Here is a 15761-nt window from a genome sequence, read left to right as displayed (position 1 = left end):
AGATGCCGACCGGGGCGGTTCGAGGCGGTCCGCGGATTCCGCGGCCGCACCCGGAACAACGACATCAGACGTGCTCCTGTTCCACCTGAATTGCGCTTTTGCGGTGATATGGCTCACGCCAGGGGCCCCCACTCCACGCCGGCACGGAGTGCGGTCGGAGATGCGGCGCAACCGGCCTCACGGTCCGGCATGTGAGGCACGGTTGCTGTGACGAAAAGGGTGTAGCTGCGGCCGGTGGAGGGGCGCGGTGTTAGGAATGAGTCATGAAGCTGCCTTTCCGCCGCCCCGGGACTCGGCCGGAGCGCCAGTCGGCCCGCTCCGGAGGGCAGTGGCGTTCGCTGCTGCGCCTGCGCAGCGCGGCCGGACAGGTGTTCGTTCTACAGGTCGGGCTGGTCCTGCTGCTGGTCGCGGCCGCGGTGGCGGCCCAGGTGGTGCAGGCGCGGCAGGACGCGAGCAGCCGGGCCCGGGAGAAGTCGGTCGCGGTGGCCCAGGCGTTCGCGCACGCCCCGGGCGTGGCCGACGCGATACAGGGTCCCGATCCGGCGAAGGTCCTCCAGCCGCGCGCCGAGGCGGCCCGTAAGGACGCGGGTGTCGACTTCATCGTGCTCATGGACCGGAAAGGCATCCGCTTCACCCAGCCCGACCCGTCACTGATCGGGAAGAAGTTCGTCGGCACGATCGAGCCCTCGCTCCGCGGCCGTACCACCATCGAGCGGGTCACCGGCCCCCGCACCGGTGGGGACATCCACGTCGTGCAGGCGGTGGTCCCGGTGCGGGACTCCGACGGCAGGATCGTCGGGCTGGCGTCGGCGGGACTCGCCATCCGCAGTGTCACCGGCATGATCAACCAGCAGCTTCCGATCATCCTCGGCGCCGGTGCCGCGGCTCTCGTCGCCGTCACCGCGGGGACAGCGCTGATCTCCCGACGGCTGCTGCGGCAGACGCACGGCCTCGGGCCGGCCGAGATGACGCGGATGTACGAGCACCACGACGCCGTGCTGCACGCGGTCCGGGAGGGCGTGCTCATCCTCGACTCCGAACGGCGCCTGTTGCTGGCCAACGACGAGGCACGCCGCCTGCTGGACCTGCCCACCGGCACCGAGCGCCGGCACGTGGCCGAGCTCGGCCTGGACGAGGGCATGGTCCAGCTGCTGGCCTCCGGCAAGGCCGTCACCGACGAGGTGCGGCTGTCCGGGAATCTGCTGCTGGCGGTGAACATCCGCCCCACGGCCCCGCACGGCGACGAGCCGGGCAGCGTGGTGACGCTCCGTGACACGACCGAGCTGTCGGCCGTCTCCGGTCGCGCACAGGTGGCCCGAGAGCGGCTCAAACTGCTGTACGAGTCGGGGGTGCGGATCGGCACGACGCTGGACGTGGCGCGTACGGCCACCGAGCTGGCCGAGGTGGCGGTGCCCGGGTTCGCCGACCTGGCTGCGGTCGATCTGCTGGACGAAGTCGTACGCGGCCAGGAGCCGGACTCCCAGGCGCAGCGCCGGGTGCGGCGGGTGACGGTCAGCGACCGGCCCGAGGGGATGCCGCTGTACGAGGTCGGGGAAGCGATCACCTTCCGGCCCGGCTCGCCGCAGGCCCGGGCCCTGGAAGCCGAGCAGGCGGTGCTGGAGCCGGACCTGCACCGGGCCGAGGAGTGGCTGCGCCACGACCCGGACCGCGCGCGGCGCACACTGGAGTACGGCGTGCACTCGCTGATCACCGTCCCGCTGCGGGCCAGGGGAGTGGTCCTGGGTATCGCGCACTTCTGGCGCAGCGGCGACTCGCCGGCCTTCGACGAGGACGATGTGTCCTTCTCGGAGGAGCTGGCCGCCCGCGCCGCGGTGGCCATCGACAACGCGCGCCGCTACACCCGTGAGCACGCGATGGCGGTCACCCTGCAACGCAGTCTGCTGCCACGCGGACTGCCCGAGCACGCCGCGCTGGAGGCGGCCTGGCGCTATGTGCCGGCCGAGGCGGGCGTGGGCGGCGACTGGTTCGACGTCATCCCGCTCTCCGGGGCGCGCGTGGCGCTCGTCGTCGGCGATGTGGTCGGCCACGGACTGCACGCGGCCGCGACGATGGGCCGGCTGCGCACCGCCGTGCACAACTTCTCCTCCCTCGATCTGGCGCCCGACGAGGTGCTCGCCCACCTGGACGAGTTGGTCGTCCGCATCGACGACGAGGACAGCAGCGCCGGTCTGGCGAGCGGGCGGCAGTACCAGGAGGTGGCCGGGGCGACGTGTCTGTACGCCATCTACGACCCCGTCACCGGCTCCTGCACGCTGGCCCGCGCCGGACACCACTGCCCCGCCGTGGTGTACCCGGACGGCACCGTCAGCTACGCGGACGTCCCCGCCTCCCCGCCGCTCGGACTGGGCGGCCACCCCTTCGAGACGACCGAACTGCGCCTGCCCGAGGGCGCCCATCTCGTGCTGTACACCGACGGTCTGGTCGAGACCCGGGACCGTGACATCGACACCGGTCTGGAGATCCTCCGCCAGACCCTGGAAGGGACGGCGGGCAGCAGCCCGGAGGAGACCGCCCGCGCGGTCGCGGACACCGTCATGCCCGCACACCCGTCCGACGACGTCGCCCTGCTGGTGGCCCGCACCCGGCGGCTCGACCTGAGCCAGGTCGCCGAGTGGGAGGTGCCGCCCGACCCGGCGGCCGTGGCCCCGGTACGTACGGAATGCGCCGCGCGGCTGCGCGAGTGGGGCCTGGAGGAGATCGGCCACACCACCGAACTGATCCTCAGCGAGCTGATCACCAACGCCATCCGCTACGGCCGGCCGCCCATCCAGGTCCGGCTCCTGCACGACGCCGACAGCCTCATCTGCGAGGTCTCGGACGGCAGCGGAACCTCGCCGCACCTGCGCCGCGCGTCCACCATGGACGAGGGCGGGCGCGGCCTCTTCCTCGTCGCCCAGTTCGCGCAGCGCTGGGGCACTCGCTACATCCCGGGCGGCAAGGTCATCTGGACCGAACAGCACCTGCGCGCCGGCCCCTCAGCCCGCGCCGCCGAGCAACTGACGACCGACGCCCTGCTGGACCAGTTCGACGACACGGGCTGGTGAGGACCCGGAACGAGACGGCCAGAACGGGAGGACCCGGAACGAGAGGGGCCGGGACGAGGCGGCCTGGAACGAGACGGCCCGAACGAGACGGGCCGGTGAACGGGTGCGGGCCGCACGGCCGCCCTACGCCGTCGGCGCCTTCTCGGCCGGCCCCTGGTCCGGTACGGAAGTCTCCACGGCGTCGTTGGCGGGGGCGGCCCGGCCTGTCGGGGTCGCCTGTGAGCCGACGGAATCGCCGGTGGTCGGGGCCGCGGCGACGGAGCGCCACCAGGGCGTGGTGGGAATCTGTTCCGCCGTCGGCTCGAAGGGCTCACCGACCAGGGGGAAGGCAGCGCGCGCAGCCGCCTCCTCGGCTGCTCGGCGGGTGCCTTCGGCCGGCTCGTCCCATGGATGCAGCGCCAGGTTGAACGTGCCCCAGTGGATGGGCAGCATCACCCCGGAGGTCCCGCCCTGCTGCAGGTCCAGGTGGGCTTTCATGCCCTCTGCGGGCGTCATGTGGATGTCGGGCCAGTACTCGCTGTAGGCGCCGATCTGGATCATCGTCGCGTCGAAGGGGCCGTGCTCGGCGCCGATGTCCCGGAAGCCGGGGAAGTATCCGGTGTCGCCGCTGTGGTAGACGCGGTGGCCGTCGGCACCCTGGACCACCCAGGACGCCCAGAGGGTGTGCTGCCGGTTGCGCAGCCCGCGCCCGCAGAAGTGCCGGGCGGGGGTGGCGGTCAGCTGCAGGCCGCCCACGCGCGCCGACTCGTGCCAGTCCAGCTCCAGCAGCCGACTGCCGGAAACGCCCCAGCGCTCCAAGTGGGCGCCCACGCCGAGCGGTACCGCGAAGACCGTGTCCGACGAGGCGAGCGCACGGATCGTGGGCATGTCGAGGTGGTCGTAGTGGTCGTGGGAGATGACGACCACGTCCACCGGGCCGAGCGAGGCGATCGGTACCGGGACGGCGTGCAGCCGCTTCGGCCCGGCGAAGGCGAACGGGGAACAACGGCGGCCCCACACCGGATCGAAGAGGACCCGTCGGCCGTCGATCTCGGCGAGCACGCTGGAGTGGCCCATCCAGGTCAGCCGCAGACCGGAGGCCGGGGGCCTGCCGAGCTCGTCGAGGGTGCCGCGGTGCAGCGGTATGGGCGCGGCGGGCCTACGGCGTCGGCGTGCCTCCTTACGGAAGAACGCCTTGGCGAACTCGAGCCTGGATCCCGAGGGGGCGATCCGGGCCGACTCGGGGTTCCGGAACGTTCCGTCGGCGAAGTGCGGGGACCGGCGGATCCGCTCCATCCGCTCACCGGCGGGGTCGGCTCCGAAAGCGAGGGGCCGCAGCCATCGCTGCGAGAGGGATGTGGGCGAAGCAGCTGATCCGGTCATGGGACCTCCCAAAATCGTCACATCATTAGACGAAGGTTCGCGCTATTGATCAACCCTGCAGATGTCAGGACACGCCTTGCGTGCGCGGCCACTGTGACGCGGGTGTCCGCTCGACGAGCCATGACCACACAGACGCGCTTCGGCCACTTTCACCTCCGGCTGTCTGCTGCCGGAGGTGAAAGTGGCCGAAGGGAGCGGGAGGGAGGTCCACCAGAGCATGCGGAATCCGTCAGATCACCGGAGTTCCGTCGGAATCAGCGCGACTGGGTGGCGAGCGCGTGCCGTGAGACGGCCCGGCGCACGCCCGTACCGGAGAAGACCAGCGCCGTGGCTGCGGTAGCGCCCAACAGGGCCAGGCCGATCGCGTAGGACTCGAAGACGCCGTACAGCCCCCAAGGGCTCGGCGGGGACGGAGCGACCGGGTGCGGCCGGCCCGGCCGATCCGGTCCGTCCGGGCCCGCGCGCGGGACGTTCGGCCCAGGGCTCAGCGGTCCGCACAGCAGCAGGATCGGAAACAGGGGGCAGACACGGGCGGTGGTCCACACAGCGGCGCCGCCACTGGCCGCCCCCAGGAATCCGACCAGGGAAGGAAGGCGGGCTGCCACGATGAATGTCGCAACCACCACCACGATGAACACCTTGCCCGCCGAGCACCGCGAGCAACTGCTGCCGATCGCCCGCCAGGTCTCGTTCCCCCAGGGAGCGCGACTGTTCCTGGAGGGGCAGACCGCCGGGAACTTCTGGATAGTGCGCACCGGCACGGTGACCCTCGACATGCATGTGCCCGGACGCCGGTCCCCGGTCATCGAGACCCTCGGCCACGGTCAGCTGGTCGGCCTGTCCTGGCTGTTCCCGCCGTACGAGTGGCAGCTGGGCGCGGAGGCCATGTCGCCGGTGCGCGCGTACGAGTTCGACGCGGACGCCGTCCGCGGGCTGTGCCGGGCCGATCCCCGTCTGGACGCCGCCGTCGCACACTGGGTCGCCCAGGTACTCTCCCACCGGCTGCACGCGGCTCGGACCCGGCTGTTGGACCTGTTCGGCCCCTACGGCAGTGCGGGCCCGCGCTGACCGGTCACCCCGGTGTGGGCCACTGGTCAGCGGGTGCTCCGTCGGCGGGGACGAGCAGCATCCCGGTGACCAGGTCCGGGTGGACGCGCACGGCGTGCTCCATCTTCTCCTCCACCCACGGCAGCAGCATCGACCGGTAGCGGTCCAGCTCCAGCGGGTCCGAGATCAGCTGGGCGTAACCGGTGACCACGACGCTCCAGCCGAGGTGGGTGCGCGGATCGATGTCGTCCGCCTCGTAGGCGACGACCACACCTGGGCTGTGGGCCTCGCGGGTCCGCTGGGTGAGGGCGGTGCCGTCGTGGGTGCGGATGATGATGTCGCCCCTGTCCACGATATGATTTACCGGACGAATGGTGGGCAGGGCGTGCCGGGTCAGGACAATCCGGCCCAGCGAGACACTGCCGAGCAGTCGCAGGGACTCGGTACCGTCGAGTTCGACCCTCCGGCGGAGACCGGCCGGGTGTGGCTTGGTGGGCCGGAGCTGCATCTCGGTGTTCCTTCCCGGCTTCGCGGCGGTAGCTGCCGGGCCTGGTACGCGGGACACGTTCTCGCGTCGTACCGGTCCGGACACCTCGATGGAACGCCACCCGCGTGCGTGGGACCAGGGACCATTGGGCCTTGCCACGGGGCGACCGGCCCCCGAGCGGGGGAGAGGGAGTGGGGCTGCCGCCGGGGGAGGGTGCCGCCGGGGGAGGGTGCCGCCAGGCGGTTGGGGCCGAGCGGCCCTGTCCCTCCGTCCCGGCGAAGGGCACGATCACGAGATGGACCGGCCCGGCAGGACAGGCCCGGGGCGGCGGCGCAGCAGACGGACGACGAGGGAGCATTCCGATGGCGGACAGCGAGCAGCCCGGCCTGGAGGACCCGATCCGGGTCTTCCTTCTGGACGACCACGAGGTGGTCCGGCGCGGGGTGCACGACCTCCTCGGCGACGAGCGGGACATCACCGTGGTCGGTGAGGCATCCACCGCCGAGCAGGCGCTCGTCCGCGTGCCCGCGCTCCGCCCGCAGGTCGCGGTGCTGGATGTGCGGCTGCCCGACGGCGACGGGGTGAGCGTCTGCCGCGAGTTGCGCTCCCGGATGCCGGAGCTGGCCTGCCTGATGCTGACCTCCTTCGACGACGAGGAGGCCCTGCTGGACTCGATCATGGCGGGCGCTTCGGGCTATGTGCTCAAGCAGATCCAGGGCTCCGACCTGGTCTCCGCGGTGCGTACGGTCGCCGCCGGCCAGTCGCTGCTGGACCCGAGCGCGACCACCAAGCTGATGAGCCGGCTGCGCGGCGGCAATCAGCAGGAGGAGCCGGAGGTGCTGTCGGGGCTGAGCGACCGGGAACGGGAGATCCTGACGCTGATCGGCGAGGGGCTGACCAACCGGCAGATCGGTCAGCGGCTCTTCCTCGCCGAGAAGACGGTCAAGAACCACATCTCCCGGCTGCTGGCCAAGCTGGGCGTGGAGCGGCGCATCCAGGCGGCCGTGATCGCCACCCAGGCCCAGGACCGGCTCAAACACGGCGAACGGTGAAGACCTCGGGGCCCGTCGAAGCCGTTCCGGGTCGGTCGGTGCCTGCCGGGCGCGCCGTCGGCCCCGCCGGCCCGGGTGGCCCGCGACCGCCGAAGAAGGCCGCCTACCCTGGTCATTCCGTGCGCCGTTCCCGTGCCGCCCCAGCCGGAGACGGAACGCTGTCGGTACGCAGAGGCAAAGCTGGAGGGTCACCCGTGGGAAGCTCGGAACCGTCCCAGGGGCCCCGGGTGCGGCTGCCCCAGTTGCGGCTCGACGAGTTGCTGGAAGAGCTGCAGGCCCGGCTGGACGCGGCACGCGGCACTCGCGACCGGGTGCACAGCCTGCTGGAGGCGGTGCTCTCGGTCGGCCGCGAGCTGGATCTGGAGCAGGTGCTGCGCCGGATCGTGGAGGCAGCGGCGATACTGGTCGACGCGGACTATGCCGCGCTCGGTGTGATCGGGCCGGACGGCCGGATGCTGTCGGACTTCTACACGATAGGGATCAGCGAAGAGCAGATAGCAGAGATCGGCAACTACCCCGAGGGGCACGGCCTGCTGGGGGAGCTGATCCGCAACCCGGAGCCGCTGCGCCTCGCGAAAATATCCGAGCACCCGTCCTCGTACGGATTCCCGCCCCACCACCCGCCCATGAACACCTTCCTCGGCGTCCCGATCCGGGTCCGGGACCAGGTCTTCGGGAACCTGTATCTGACCGAGAAGCGCGGCGGTACGCAGTTCGACGACGAGGACGAGTCCGTGCTCGCGACGCTGGCCGTGGCGGCCGGGGTGGCGATCGACAACGCCCGGCTGTACGAGGAGTCCCGGCTTCGGGAGCGCTGGCTGCGGGCGAGTGCCGAGGTCACCCACAACCTCATGTCCGGCAGCGAACGCAGCGAGGTCCTGGGGCTGATCGCCGAGCGGGCGAGGGAGAACACCGGCGCGGCGCTCGCCGTGGTCGCCGTACCGATGGGCGACACCGACACCCTCACCGTGGAGTTGGCCATCGGGCGCGGTGCGGACGAGCACCGCGGTCTGGTACTGCCCGTCGACGGAAACCTGATCGGCCGGGCGCTCGTCACGGCAGCGCCGGTCACCAGCCCCGACATCTCCAAGGACGAGCGCGGCGAGCGGGGCGCGCCCCCGGCGGAGGGCGAGAGACGGCTCTCGTCCGGTCCTGCCCGCTTCACCGGTCTCGGCCCCGCGGTCGCCGTCCCCATCGGCACCGACGGCAGCGGCGAGGGGGTGCGGGGCGTGGTGCTGCTGGTCCGCGAGGCGGGCCGGACGGCCTTCTCGGGGGAGGAGATCGAGCCGCTGAAGGGCTTCGCGGCCCAGGCGGCGGTGGCGATGGAGCTCGCGGACCGCCGCCAGGACGCCGAACAGGTCGCCCTGCTCAGAGACCGCGACCGGATCGCCCGGGACCTGCACGACCTGGCGATCCAGCGGCTGTTCGCCACCGGGATGACGCTGCAGAGCGCGGGCCGCTTCATCGAGCATCCCGAGGCGTCGGAGCGGGTGCTGCGGGCCGTGGACGACCTGGACGAGACCATCAAGATCATCCGCTCGACCATCCTCGGCCTGCGCTCCCGGGGCGGGACAACCGGCCCCGGACTGCGCACCCGGGCGGTACGGGTGCTCGACGAGGCGGCGCCGGTCCTCGGCTTCCCCCCGAGCATGCGGATGGACGGCCTGTTGGATACACATGTGCACAAAGAGACCGCCGACCATGTGATCGCGGTGCTCTCCGAGGCGCTGACCAACATCGCCCGTCACTCCGGGGCCGACCGTGCCGAGGTGGTGCTGGAGACCGACGGGCAGGACGTCCGGCTCACGGTCCGCGACAACGGCGGGGGCATCCCGGCCGGGGGCCGTCGCAGCGGCTTGCGGAACATGGCCGAACGCGCCGAGCAGTTGGGCGGCGGACTGGAGATCGGCAGCCGGCCCGGCGGTGGCACCACGCTGGTGTGGAGCGCGCCGGTCGGCGGGGGATAGCCGGACGCCTCGCGCCGTCGTCAGCCCCGGGCCGTGTCCGGCAGCCACAGATCCGGGCCGAACACCTCGTAGTGGATGCGGCGCGCCGGAACCCCCCGCTCCAGCAACTGGGCGCGGACGGTACGCATGAAGGGCAGGGGCCCGCACAGATAGGCGGTCGCGTCCTCCGGTACGGCGACAGCGTCGAGGTCCATCAGGCCGGTGCGGGCCCCCGGTTCGGCGGCCTCGGGCCGCTCGTACCAGAACACCGCTTCCCCATGCGGCAGTCGGGCCGTCAGCTCGCGGGTCTCGGTGCGCAGAGCGTGCTCAGCCGGGCAGGTGTCCGCGTGCAGCATCTGGACGGGACGGGGTGAGCGGATCGCGGCGAGCCGGGCGAGCATTCCCACCATGGGGGTGCAACCGATGCCCGCCGAGGCGAGGATCAGCGGGTTGTCGGCCTCCTCCAGGACGACGTCGCCGAAGGGCGCGGCGACGGTCAGCACGTCCCCTGCATGCACCGTCTCGTACAGCAGGTTCGACACCTCTCCGTCGGGCTTCCCGTCCGTTCCGGCGACGCGCTTGACGGTGATCCGGCGCACCTGGCCACCGGGGTCGGAGGACAGGCTGTACTGGCGCGACTGGTGCACACCGTCCGGCATCAGCGCTTTGACGCTGACGTACTGCCCGGCCCGTGCCGCCGGGGCGGGCCGGCCGTCGGCGGGGTGCAGCAGGAAGGACGCCACATCGGCTGTCTCCTCGCGGCGGTCAACGACCGTCCAGGGACGCCAGATTTCGCCGGGTTCGAGACCTGCCTGCTGGTAGAGGCGGGCCTCCCGGGCGATGAGGGCCCCGGCCATCAGCCAGTAGACCTCGTCCCAGGCGGCGGCCACCTCTGGGGTGAGGGCGTCGCCGAGCACCTCGGTGATGGCCCCGAACAGGTACTTGTGCACCAGCGTGTACTGGTCGTCGGTGACGCCCACCGCGGTGTGCTTGTGGGCGATCCGCGCCAGCAGCGCGTCGGGGAAGGCGTCCGGCTGGTCGAGCAGCGCGCGGGCGAAGCCGGCTATCGATCCGGCCAGGGCCTTCCGCTGGCCTCCGTCGGCCTGATTGCCGCGGTTGAACAGCCCGTCCAGCAGCTCGGGCCGGTCGCGGAACATCGTGTCGTAGAAGCGGGCCGTGATCTCGTCGAGCGCTCCTGATACGGCGGGCAGGGTGGCCCGGACCAGGGCGGCGGACTCTTCGGACAGCATGGGACCTCTCAAACCGGTGGAGACAGGCTGGGGTGGACCTGGGGCTCGGGCGTGGGCGCGGAACCGGGAGCCGCGCGGGTCCCAGGCGGCAGGCCCGGGTCCTGTATAGCAAGCAGAATCAGAGGCTCTGCCCGTTTTGCCCGTCTAGCGAAGTGGTCAGGGACCAGTGACCCGGCGATACAGGTCTCTGGTACCGCCGCGACCGCTGAAGTCAGGGCCTGGCGGCGGCCACACCAGGGCCGTTCGGCCCTGTGCTCACCGCTCGGCGTACCCGGCCTCGCACGGGCACGCGGGCCCGCGCCCGTGCCCTCCCGCGCAGGCCGGCGCATCGGCTCGCTGTGGACTCGGCGCGTAAGGAAATCCCTTGCCCGGACACGGGACCTCATGCTGACACTGGCCCATGACCAGGGCCACAAGGGAACCGCTGCCGCCGGGCGGCCTTGCCCTGGCCGTCCCCGACGACCGGCCGGGCCCGCCCCCGCTGCGCTTCGAGCGGGTCACCGGCCGCCAGTGGGTCCTGCGGCAGGGCGAACGGCCGCTGATCCAGGCCCGGTCGCAGGGTGAGGGCTGCTGCCGGGACCTGATCATGCACCGTCTGCCCGGCCACCGCTCCCCGCTGCCGCACCTGACCGCCGCGATGATGCGGGCCGGGGGCAACTGGCCCCACCGGTACGCGCGCCGGCTCGAGGAGACCGAGCACGGCCCGCTGTACCACGGCCGTTGGCGGCTGACCACGCGCACCACTTTCGCGCCCGGCATCTGGAGCTGCGACCTCGTCCAGGACTGGCCGCACGCCACCATCGAACTGCTCTGCGGAGGCGGCTGGCACGGCGTACTGCCGCTGCGGCCGCTTCCGGCACCGGACGCTCCGCGCGTGAAGGCGTACCGCAAGCACGCCCGCGAGGGCACCCTGGCACCCGTTCTGCTGTGGTGGGTGTCCTTCCTGGACGGATGGCTGCTCCTCGACGGCCACGACCGGGCCGCCGCCGCGCTGGCGGAGGGCAGGCAACCGCCCTGCGTCGAACTGGTCCGGCTGCCGGACGAGGCCGACTGGCGCGCGACCGCCGAGGAGATCACCGCGGTGCACGAGGAACGCCTGGCGCGACTGGCCGCGCACCCCGCCGACCCGTACACCGCACACCGGCGGCGGACGCTGGAGCGGGGCTACGGCGACGTGATCTCCACCCTGCCCTACGACGCGGACACCACCCCCATGTTCGAACCCGGCTCCGGTGCTGCCGCAGCTTGCGGTGGACAGTCGGGGGCAGCCCCTACCCGGCACGACCCGCCGGACACGCCCTAAGGCCCCGCATGCACCTGGCAGGCCCAGAGGGTGGGGGTGTGGGGGTAGGTGTCGCGGAGGGTGCGGACGGTGGAGTGGAGGGCTTCCGCTGTCCGGGAGACGTCCAGGTTCCCGTCCCGCGTACGCAGGGTCTCGTACACGCTCCGGGCGACCGTGGCGCCGATCGTGTCGTCGACGTGCCACAGCGAACCCACGACGTGGGGGAAGCCCGCGATCTGGAGGGCGCTGACGATGTGCACGGCCTCGTCGGCGAGTTCGGGGCTGGTCCGCAGCGTGTCGCAGGCGGAGAGGTAGGCGAGCCGGACCGACGGCAGCCGCAGTCGCGCGAGGTCGCGGACGGTCAGCGGACGTTCGGCGTGGTCGTGCAGTACCAGTCGGCTGCCGGACGGGTTCTCGAGATCGCCCACCGCATGGCAGGCGAAGTGGGCGTAGGCGTGCCGGGGCAGCGCGGAGACGACCGCGGCATGTGTCGCTGACGTGCCGGTCAGCACGTCGGCGTCGGCCAGCAGCCCGGCCAGGTGCTCGGCCTCCCGGCGCGCGGCGGGCAGCGGGACCAGACCGGGTGCCTCGTCGACGGCGACGACGAGCGTGCCGGTGTCGGTGTCTGTGCCGGGGCCCGTGCCGGTGCCGGTGGCGGTGCCTGTGCCGGACGGGCGGGCGGCGCGTTGCCTGGCGTGGTGCAGCGCCCGCAGCGTCGGCGTATAGGAGGAGACGACCCGGTCCAGCGCGCCTGGCCCACCGTCCTGCGGGGCGGCGGCGTGCAGCGGCAGGCTGCCCAGCGCGCCTCCGGGCGACCACCAAAGGCGGGTCGAGGGCCCGGCGGGCGCGTGTGGGATGTCCAGATGGTCGAGGACGGGCCCGGTGACCGCCTGCCAGAGCCAGGCGAGCGAGTCGCGGACGGTTCGCTGGGCGCGCAGCGACTGCTCGCGGGAGGTGCCGGGTGCCTCGATGCGCAGCAACGCCTCCTGGAAGGCACTCCGGCGCTGCGCGGTCGTACGCGGGTCCAGCCCGGGCAGCGGCACGGCCTCGATGGCCCGCTCGGTGACGACCAGCGCGTCGCTGCCGTGCGGGGAGACGTTGACAAGCACCACAGGCCCCGCCGCTGCCGTCGCGCACAGCTCCCGTTCGTCCCATTCCCGCACCGGCCGCAGCAGGCCGAGTTCCGGGTGTTCGGCGCGAATGCGCGCGGTCAGTTCCCGCCACTCGGCGGCCAGCCGCTGCCGCAGGTCGGCGCGCGCTTCGCGGCTGTCCGCGCGGACTTCGGGGCTGCTCGGCGCACCCCGGGGGATTTCGCCTGGGCCGGATGTCGGAGCTCTTCCGGAAGACGGAGTGAGACCCCTGGCCCCGGACCGGTACCCGCTTCCTCAGGTTGTTCGCTCGCGGAGCTGGACGAGCCGCTGGTGCAGGACCGTGAGGGCCGTGTGCGCGGGAGGGAGGGCGAGGGCACCGGCGAGGAGCAGGGCGACGGCGATCGGGGCCAGAAGCCCGGCGACGTACGCGGCGTAGGTGTTGTCGGGGCCCCACTCCAGGAAGAGCGAGACGGTACGCGAGCGCAGCGGCCGGGCGGCGAGGTGGAGCAGCACGTACATGCCGACTGTGAGCACGCCCAGCGGCAGAGTCACAGCCACCGCGCGCAGCCAGCCGACCGAACGCGCCCACACCAGCGACCAGGAGCGGCGCAGCGCGGCAAATGGCGAGAGACCTTCGACCGCTGCGGCAGCCGGGGCCAGTGCCCAGCTGAACCGGAGCACCAACGTGATCAGCAGACCCAGTGTGGGCGGGCCGTAGCGCAGCAGAGCGAACAGGTTGGGGTACTGCCACTTCGGCACGATGACGGTGTACTCCCGGAACATGGTGGTCGTGAAGTACTGCTCCACCAGGACACCGGCCACCAGCGGAACCCACACGCACACGCCGCGCAGCAGATACACGCCCAACACCGCGCGGAAGCGAGCGCGGGGACGGTCGATCGACCGGCTGCCGGACTGCGTGCGGCGGTCGCCTCCCGGCTCGGCCGCCGCCGCGTGGGCGGACGCGGTCTGGAGCGCCGCGCAGCCCAGGTGCAGCAGCAGTATCAAGAACGGCAGACCCGCGAGGGCGATGAGCCACAGCTCATCGACCAGGCTCCCGTCGGGGGCGAACGAGTCCTCCATTTGCCGGGCCACGGCCGCGTCGCTGCGTATCTGGGCGAAAACAGGCCAGGCGACCAGGAACGCCACGGTTGTGACCAGCAGCCCACCCAGCGCTGCCAGCCCGGTCACGCATGCCGTCCGCCGCAGCAGATGCCGCCCGTTGCGGCGCAGGACGGTGAACGTCGCACGGACGATTCCGCGTTGGGCCGACTCGTACTCACCAATCGGCCGTTCCGCACATGTTGCCGCTCCTCTCGCGCCGTCATCGTCGTCCGCCGTTCCGTTTGTCACGTCGCCCGCCTCTGCTGTCCGTATGCGCTGCCCGATGGCCAGGATCAGCGTTCGAGTGATGTGATGACGGTGAGCGGCCACTGGTTCTCCGGTGGGGGCGGGAATTCCGCACAGGAGCGCGTTGCTGGGCCGGACGGCAACGCCCTGTCGGCCCCTGGTGCGTGCGCACCGATCCGGCCCGGTCACCCCGGCCGGTCACACCGGCTCGCCACACCGGACTGTCAGTGGCCCAGTACGGCCATGGCCGCGTTGTGGCCCGGGATGCCGCTGACGCCACCGCCGCGTACGGCGCCGGCGCCGCAGAGCAGGACGTTGGCGTGCCGGGTCTCCACGCCCCAGCGTCCTGTGCCCTCCTGGGCGTGGGGGAAGGCGAGGTCGCGGTGGAAGATGTTGCCGCCGGGCAGCCCCAGCTCGCGCTCCAGATCGAGCGGGGTCTTCGCCTCGACGCAGGGCTTGCCGTCGGCGTCGGTGGCCAGACAGTCCGCGAGCGGTTCGGCGAGGTGGGCGTCGAGCTGGGCCAGGGTGGAGGCCAGCAGCGCGTCGCGCACGGCGTCGTTGTCGCGGCTGAAGAGTCCGGCCGGAGTGTGCAGGCCGAAGAGGGTGAGCGTGTGGTGGCCCTGTTCGGCGAGCTCCGGTCCGAGGATGGTGGGGTCGGTGAGCGAGTGGCAGTAGATCTCGGAGGGCGGCGCGGCGGGCAGTCGTCCGGCGGCGGCATCGGCGTACGCGGCGGCGAGCTGCTGGTAGCCCTCGGCGATGTGGAAGGTGCCCGCGAACGCCTCACGCGGCTCGACGGCCGGGTCGCGGAGCCGGGGCAGCCGCTTGAGCAGCATGTTGACCTTGAGCTGGGCGCCCTCGGCGGGCGGGGGCGGCTCCTCGCCCAGCAGCCCTGCGAGCTCCCGGGGCGAAGCGCCGACCAGGACGTGGCGGGCGGCGACGATGCCTTCGGTTTCCGCCGTCCGGTACGTCACCTCGGCGTGCTCCCGTCCGTCGGTCTCGACGCGGGTCACCTGGTGGCCCGTGACGATCTCGGCGCCCGCCGACCGCGCGGCGTCGGCCAGCGCGTCGGTGAGCGCGCCCATGCCGCCGACGGGCACGTCCCAGTCACCGGTTCCGTTGCCGATCACGTGGTAGAGGAAGCAGCGGTTCTGCCTGAGGGACGGGTCGTGGGCGTCGGCGAAGGTGCCGATGAGGCCGTCCGTGAGGACGACGCCGCGGACCAGATCGTCCCTGAAGTGCTCCTCGATCGCAGCGCCGAGGGGTACTTCGAACAGCATTTGCCAGGCCGCGTCGTCGTCGACGCGGCGGCGCAGTTCGTCCCGGGTGGGCAGCGGTTCCGTCAGAGTCGGGAAAACGCGTTCGGCCACGCGCTGTGTCATCCCGTAGAAGGCTTCCCACGCGCTGTACTCGGCGTTGCCACCGGTGAGCCGTTCGAACGATTCCCTCGTACGGTCGGGACCGCCCCCGACGAGCAGCCCTGTCGCGTGGCCGTCGCGGTGGGCCGGGGTGTACGAGGACACGGTGCGCTTGCGGAGGGTGAACTTCAGCCCCAGCTCCCGGACGACCTTCCGCGGGAGCAGGCTCACGAGGTACGAGTAGCGGGACAGGCGGGCGTCCACCCCGGCGAAGGGGCGAGTGGAGACGGCGGCGCCGCCCGTGGTGTCGAGACGTTCCAGCACCAGCACGGTGCGGCCGGCCCTGGCCAGGTAGGCGGCGGCGACCAGACCGTTGTGGCCGCCGCCGACGATGACGGCGTCGTATCGCTCGTGTGCGGGCATGCGTTCTTCCTAGCACGCGTCGGTACGCGGACACCGCCGAAACACGTGCCG

Annotated in this window: 12 protein-coding genes; 5 read left to right on the top strand and 7 right to left on the bottom strand. The window is 72.2% G+C overall.

Annotation, left to right across the window (positions count from 1 at the left end):
* Window positions 1-263: 263 nt before the first annotated feature.
* Window positions 264-3065 (top strand): SpoIIE family protein phosphatase/ATP-binding protein, encoded by a 2802-nt coding sequence (locus tag HC362_RS01750; protein WP_243081993.1) that lies wholly within the window; start codon window positions 264-266, stop codon window positions 3063-3065.
* Window positions 3066-3188: 123 nt separating this feature from the next.
* Here HC362_RS01750 and HC362_RS01745 read toward each other — a convergent pair whose 3' ends face one another.
* Window positions 3189-4427 carry an MBL fold metallo-hydrolase gene (locus HC362_RS01745; protein ID WP_243081992.1) on the bottom strand — a complete coding sequence of 413 codons (1239 nt, stop codon included), beginning with the start codon at window positions 4425-4427 and terminating at the stop codon, window positions 3189-3191.
* Between the two features lie 254 nt (window positions 4428-4681).
* Window positions 4682-5053: a hypothetical protein gene (locus HC362_RS01740; RefSeq protein ID WP_243081991.1), complete on the bottom strand. Its 372-nt coding sequence runs from the start codon at window positions 5051-5053 to the stop codon at window positions 4682-4684.
* Here HC362_RS01740 and HC362_RS01735 point away from each other — a divergent pair.
* On the top strand, window positions 5034-5495 hold the full coding sequence (locus tag HC362_RS01735; RefSeq protein ID WP_243081990.1) for a Crp/Fnr family transcriptional regulator: 462 nt from the start codon (window positions 5034-5036) through the stop codon (window positions 5493-5495). The two genes, HC362_RS01740 and HC362_RS01735, sit on opposite strands and share 20 nt — an antisense overlap.
* Window positions 5496-5499: 4 nt before the next feature.
* On the opposite strand, the gene HC362_RS01730 is transcribed toward HC362_RS01735, so the two are convergent.
* Window positions 5500-5982 carry a pyridoxamine 5'-phosphate oxidase family protein gene (locus HC362_RS01730; RefSeq protein WP_243081989.1) on the bottom strand — a complete coding sequence of 161 codons (483 nt, stop codon included), beginning with the start codon at window positions 5980-5982 and terminating at the stop codon, window positions 5500-5502.
* 341 nt (window positions 5983-6323) lie between these two features.
* On the opposite strand from HC362_RS01730, the gene HC362_RS01725 reads away from it, so the two are divergent.
* Both HC362_RS01725 and HC362_RS01720 read left to right on the top strand, forming a co-directional pair.
* Window positions 6324-7013 carry a response regulator transcription factor gene (locus tag HC362_RS01725; RefSeq protein WP_243081988.1) on the top strand — a complete coding sequence of 230 codons (690 nt, stop codon included), beginning with the start codon at window positions 6324-6326 and terminating at the stop codon, window positions 7011-7013.
* Between the two features lie 194 nt (window positions 7014-7207).
* Entirely contained in the window at window positions 7208-8980 is a 1773-nt protein-coding gene (locus tag HC362_RS01720) for a GAF domain-containing sensor histidine kinase (RefSeq protein WP_243081987.1), read from the top strand.
* A 20-nt stretch (window positions 8981-9000) separates the two neighbouring features.
* Here the strand turns inward: HC362_RS01720 and HC362_RS01715 are convergent, their stop codons facing one another.
* On the bottom strand, window positions 9001-10209 hold the full coding sequence (locus HC362_RS01715; RefSeq protein ID WP_243081986.1) for a globin domain-containing protein: 1209 nt from the start codon (window positions 10207-10209) through the stop codon (window positions 9001-9003).
* A gap of 400 nt (window positions 10210-10609) precedes the next feature.
* Between HC362_RS01715 and HC362_RS01710 the strand changes: the two genes are divergently transcribed.
* Window positions 10610-11512 (top strand): hypothetical protein, encoded by a 903-nt coding sequence (locus HC362_RS01710; protein WP_243081985.1) that lies wholly within the window; start codon window positions 10610-10612, stop codon window positions 11510-11512.
* Here HC362_RS01710 and HC362_RS01705 read toward each other — a convergent pair.
* The 3 genes from HC362_RS01705 to HC362_RS01695 all read right to left on the bottom strand — a co-directional run bounded on the left by HC362_RS01705 (window position 11509) and on the right by HC362_RS01695 (window position 15710).
* The gene (locus HC362_RS01705) at window positions 11509-12654 is read right to left on the bottom strand and encodes a CHAT domain-containing protein (protein WP_243081984.1); all 1146 of its coding nucleotides are present in this window, start codon (window positions 12652-12654) and stop codon (window positions 11509-11511) included. The genes HC362_RS01710 and HC362_RS01705 overlap by 4 nt on opposite strands.
* A 222-nt stretch (window positions 12655-12876) precedes the next feature.
* Window positions 12877-13935, bottom strand: a complete 1059-nt coding sequence (locus HC362_RS01700) for a hypothetical protein (protein WP_243081983.1) — start codon at window positions 13933-13935, stop codon at window positions 12877-12879.
* A 221-nt stretch (window positions 13936-14156) separates the two neighbouring features.
* On the bottom strand, window positions 14157-15710 hold the full coding sequence (locus HC362_RS01695; RefSeq protein ID WP_243081982.1) for an NAD(P)/FAD-dependent oxidoreductase: 1554 nt from the start codon (window positions 15708-15710) through the stop codon (window positions 14157-14159).
* Window positions 15711-15761 lie beyond the last annotated feature (51 nt).

Origin of the sequence: Streptomyces sp. 891-h (genome assembly GCF_022760275.1) — a bacterium.
Lineage (GTDB): Bacteria > Actinomycetota > Actinomycetes > Streptomycetales > Streptomycetaceae > Streptomyces > Streptomyces spirodelae.
The sequence above is the reverse complement of the archived record's forward strand: the minus strand, read 5'-3'. Positions and strand labels throughout refer to the sequence as shown.

Bases quoted from the DNA above. Each gene is read 5' to 3' on its own strand.
- HC362_RS01735 (WP_243081990.1), top strand. From the start codon at position 5,034: ATGAATGTCGCAACCACCACCACGATGAACACCTTGCCCGCCGAGCAC.
- HC362_RS01695 (WP_243081982.1), bottom strand. From the start codon at position 15,710: ATGCCCGCACACGAGCGATACGACGCCGTCATCGTCGGCGGCGGCCAC.
- HC362_RS01715 (WP_243081986.1), bottom strand. From the start codon at position 10,209: ATGCTGTCCGAAGAGTCCGCCGCCCTGGTCCGGGCCACCCTGCCCGCC.
- HC362_RS01750 (WP_243081993.1), top strand. From the start codon at position 264: ATGAAGCTGCCTTTCCGCCGCCCCGGGACTCGGCCGGAGCGCCAGTCG.
- HC362_RS01730 (WP_243081989.1), bottom strand. From the start codon at position 5,982: ATGCAGCTCCGGCCCACCAAGCCACACCCGGCCGGTCTCCGCCGGAGG.
- HC362_RS01710 (WP_243081985.1), top strand. From the start codon at position 10,610: ATGACCAGGGCCACAAGGGAACCGCTGCCGCCGGGCGGCCTTGCCCTG.
- HC362_RS01725 (WP_243081988.1), top strand. From the start codon at position 6,324: ATGGCGGACAGCGAGCAGCCCGGCCTGGAGGACCCGATCCGGGTCTTC.
- HC362_RS01745 (WP_243081992.1), bottom strand. From the start codon at position 4,427: ATGACCGGATCAGCTGCTTCGCCCACATCCCTCTCGCAGCGATGGCTG.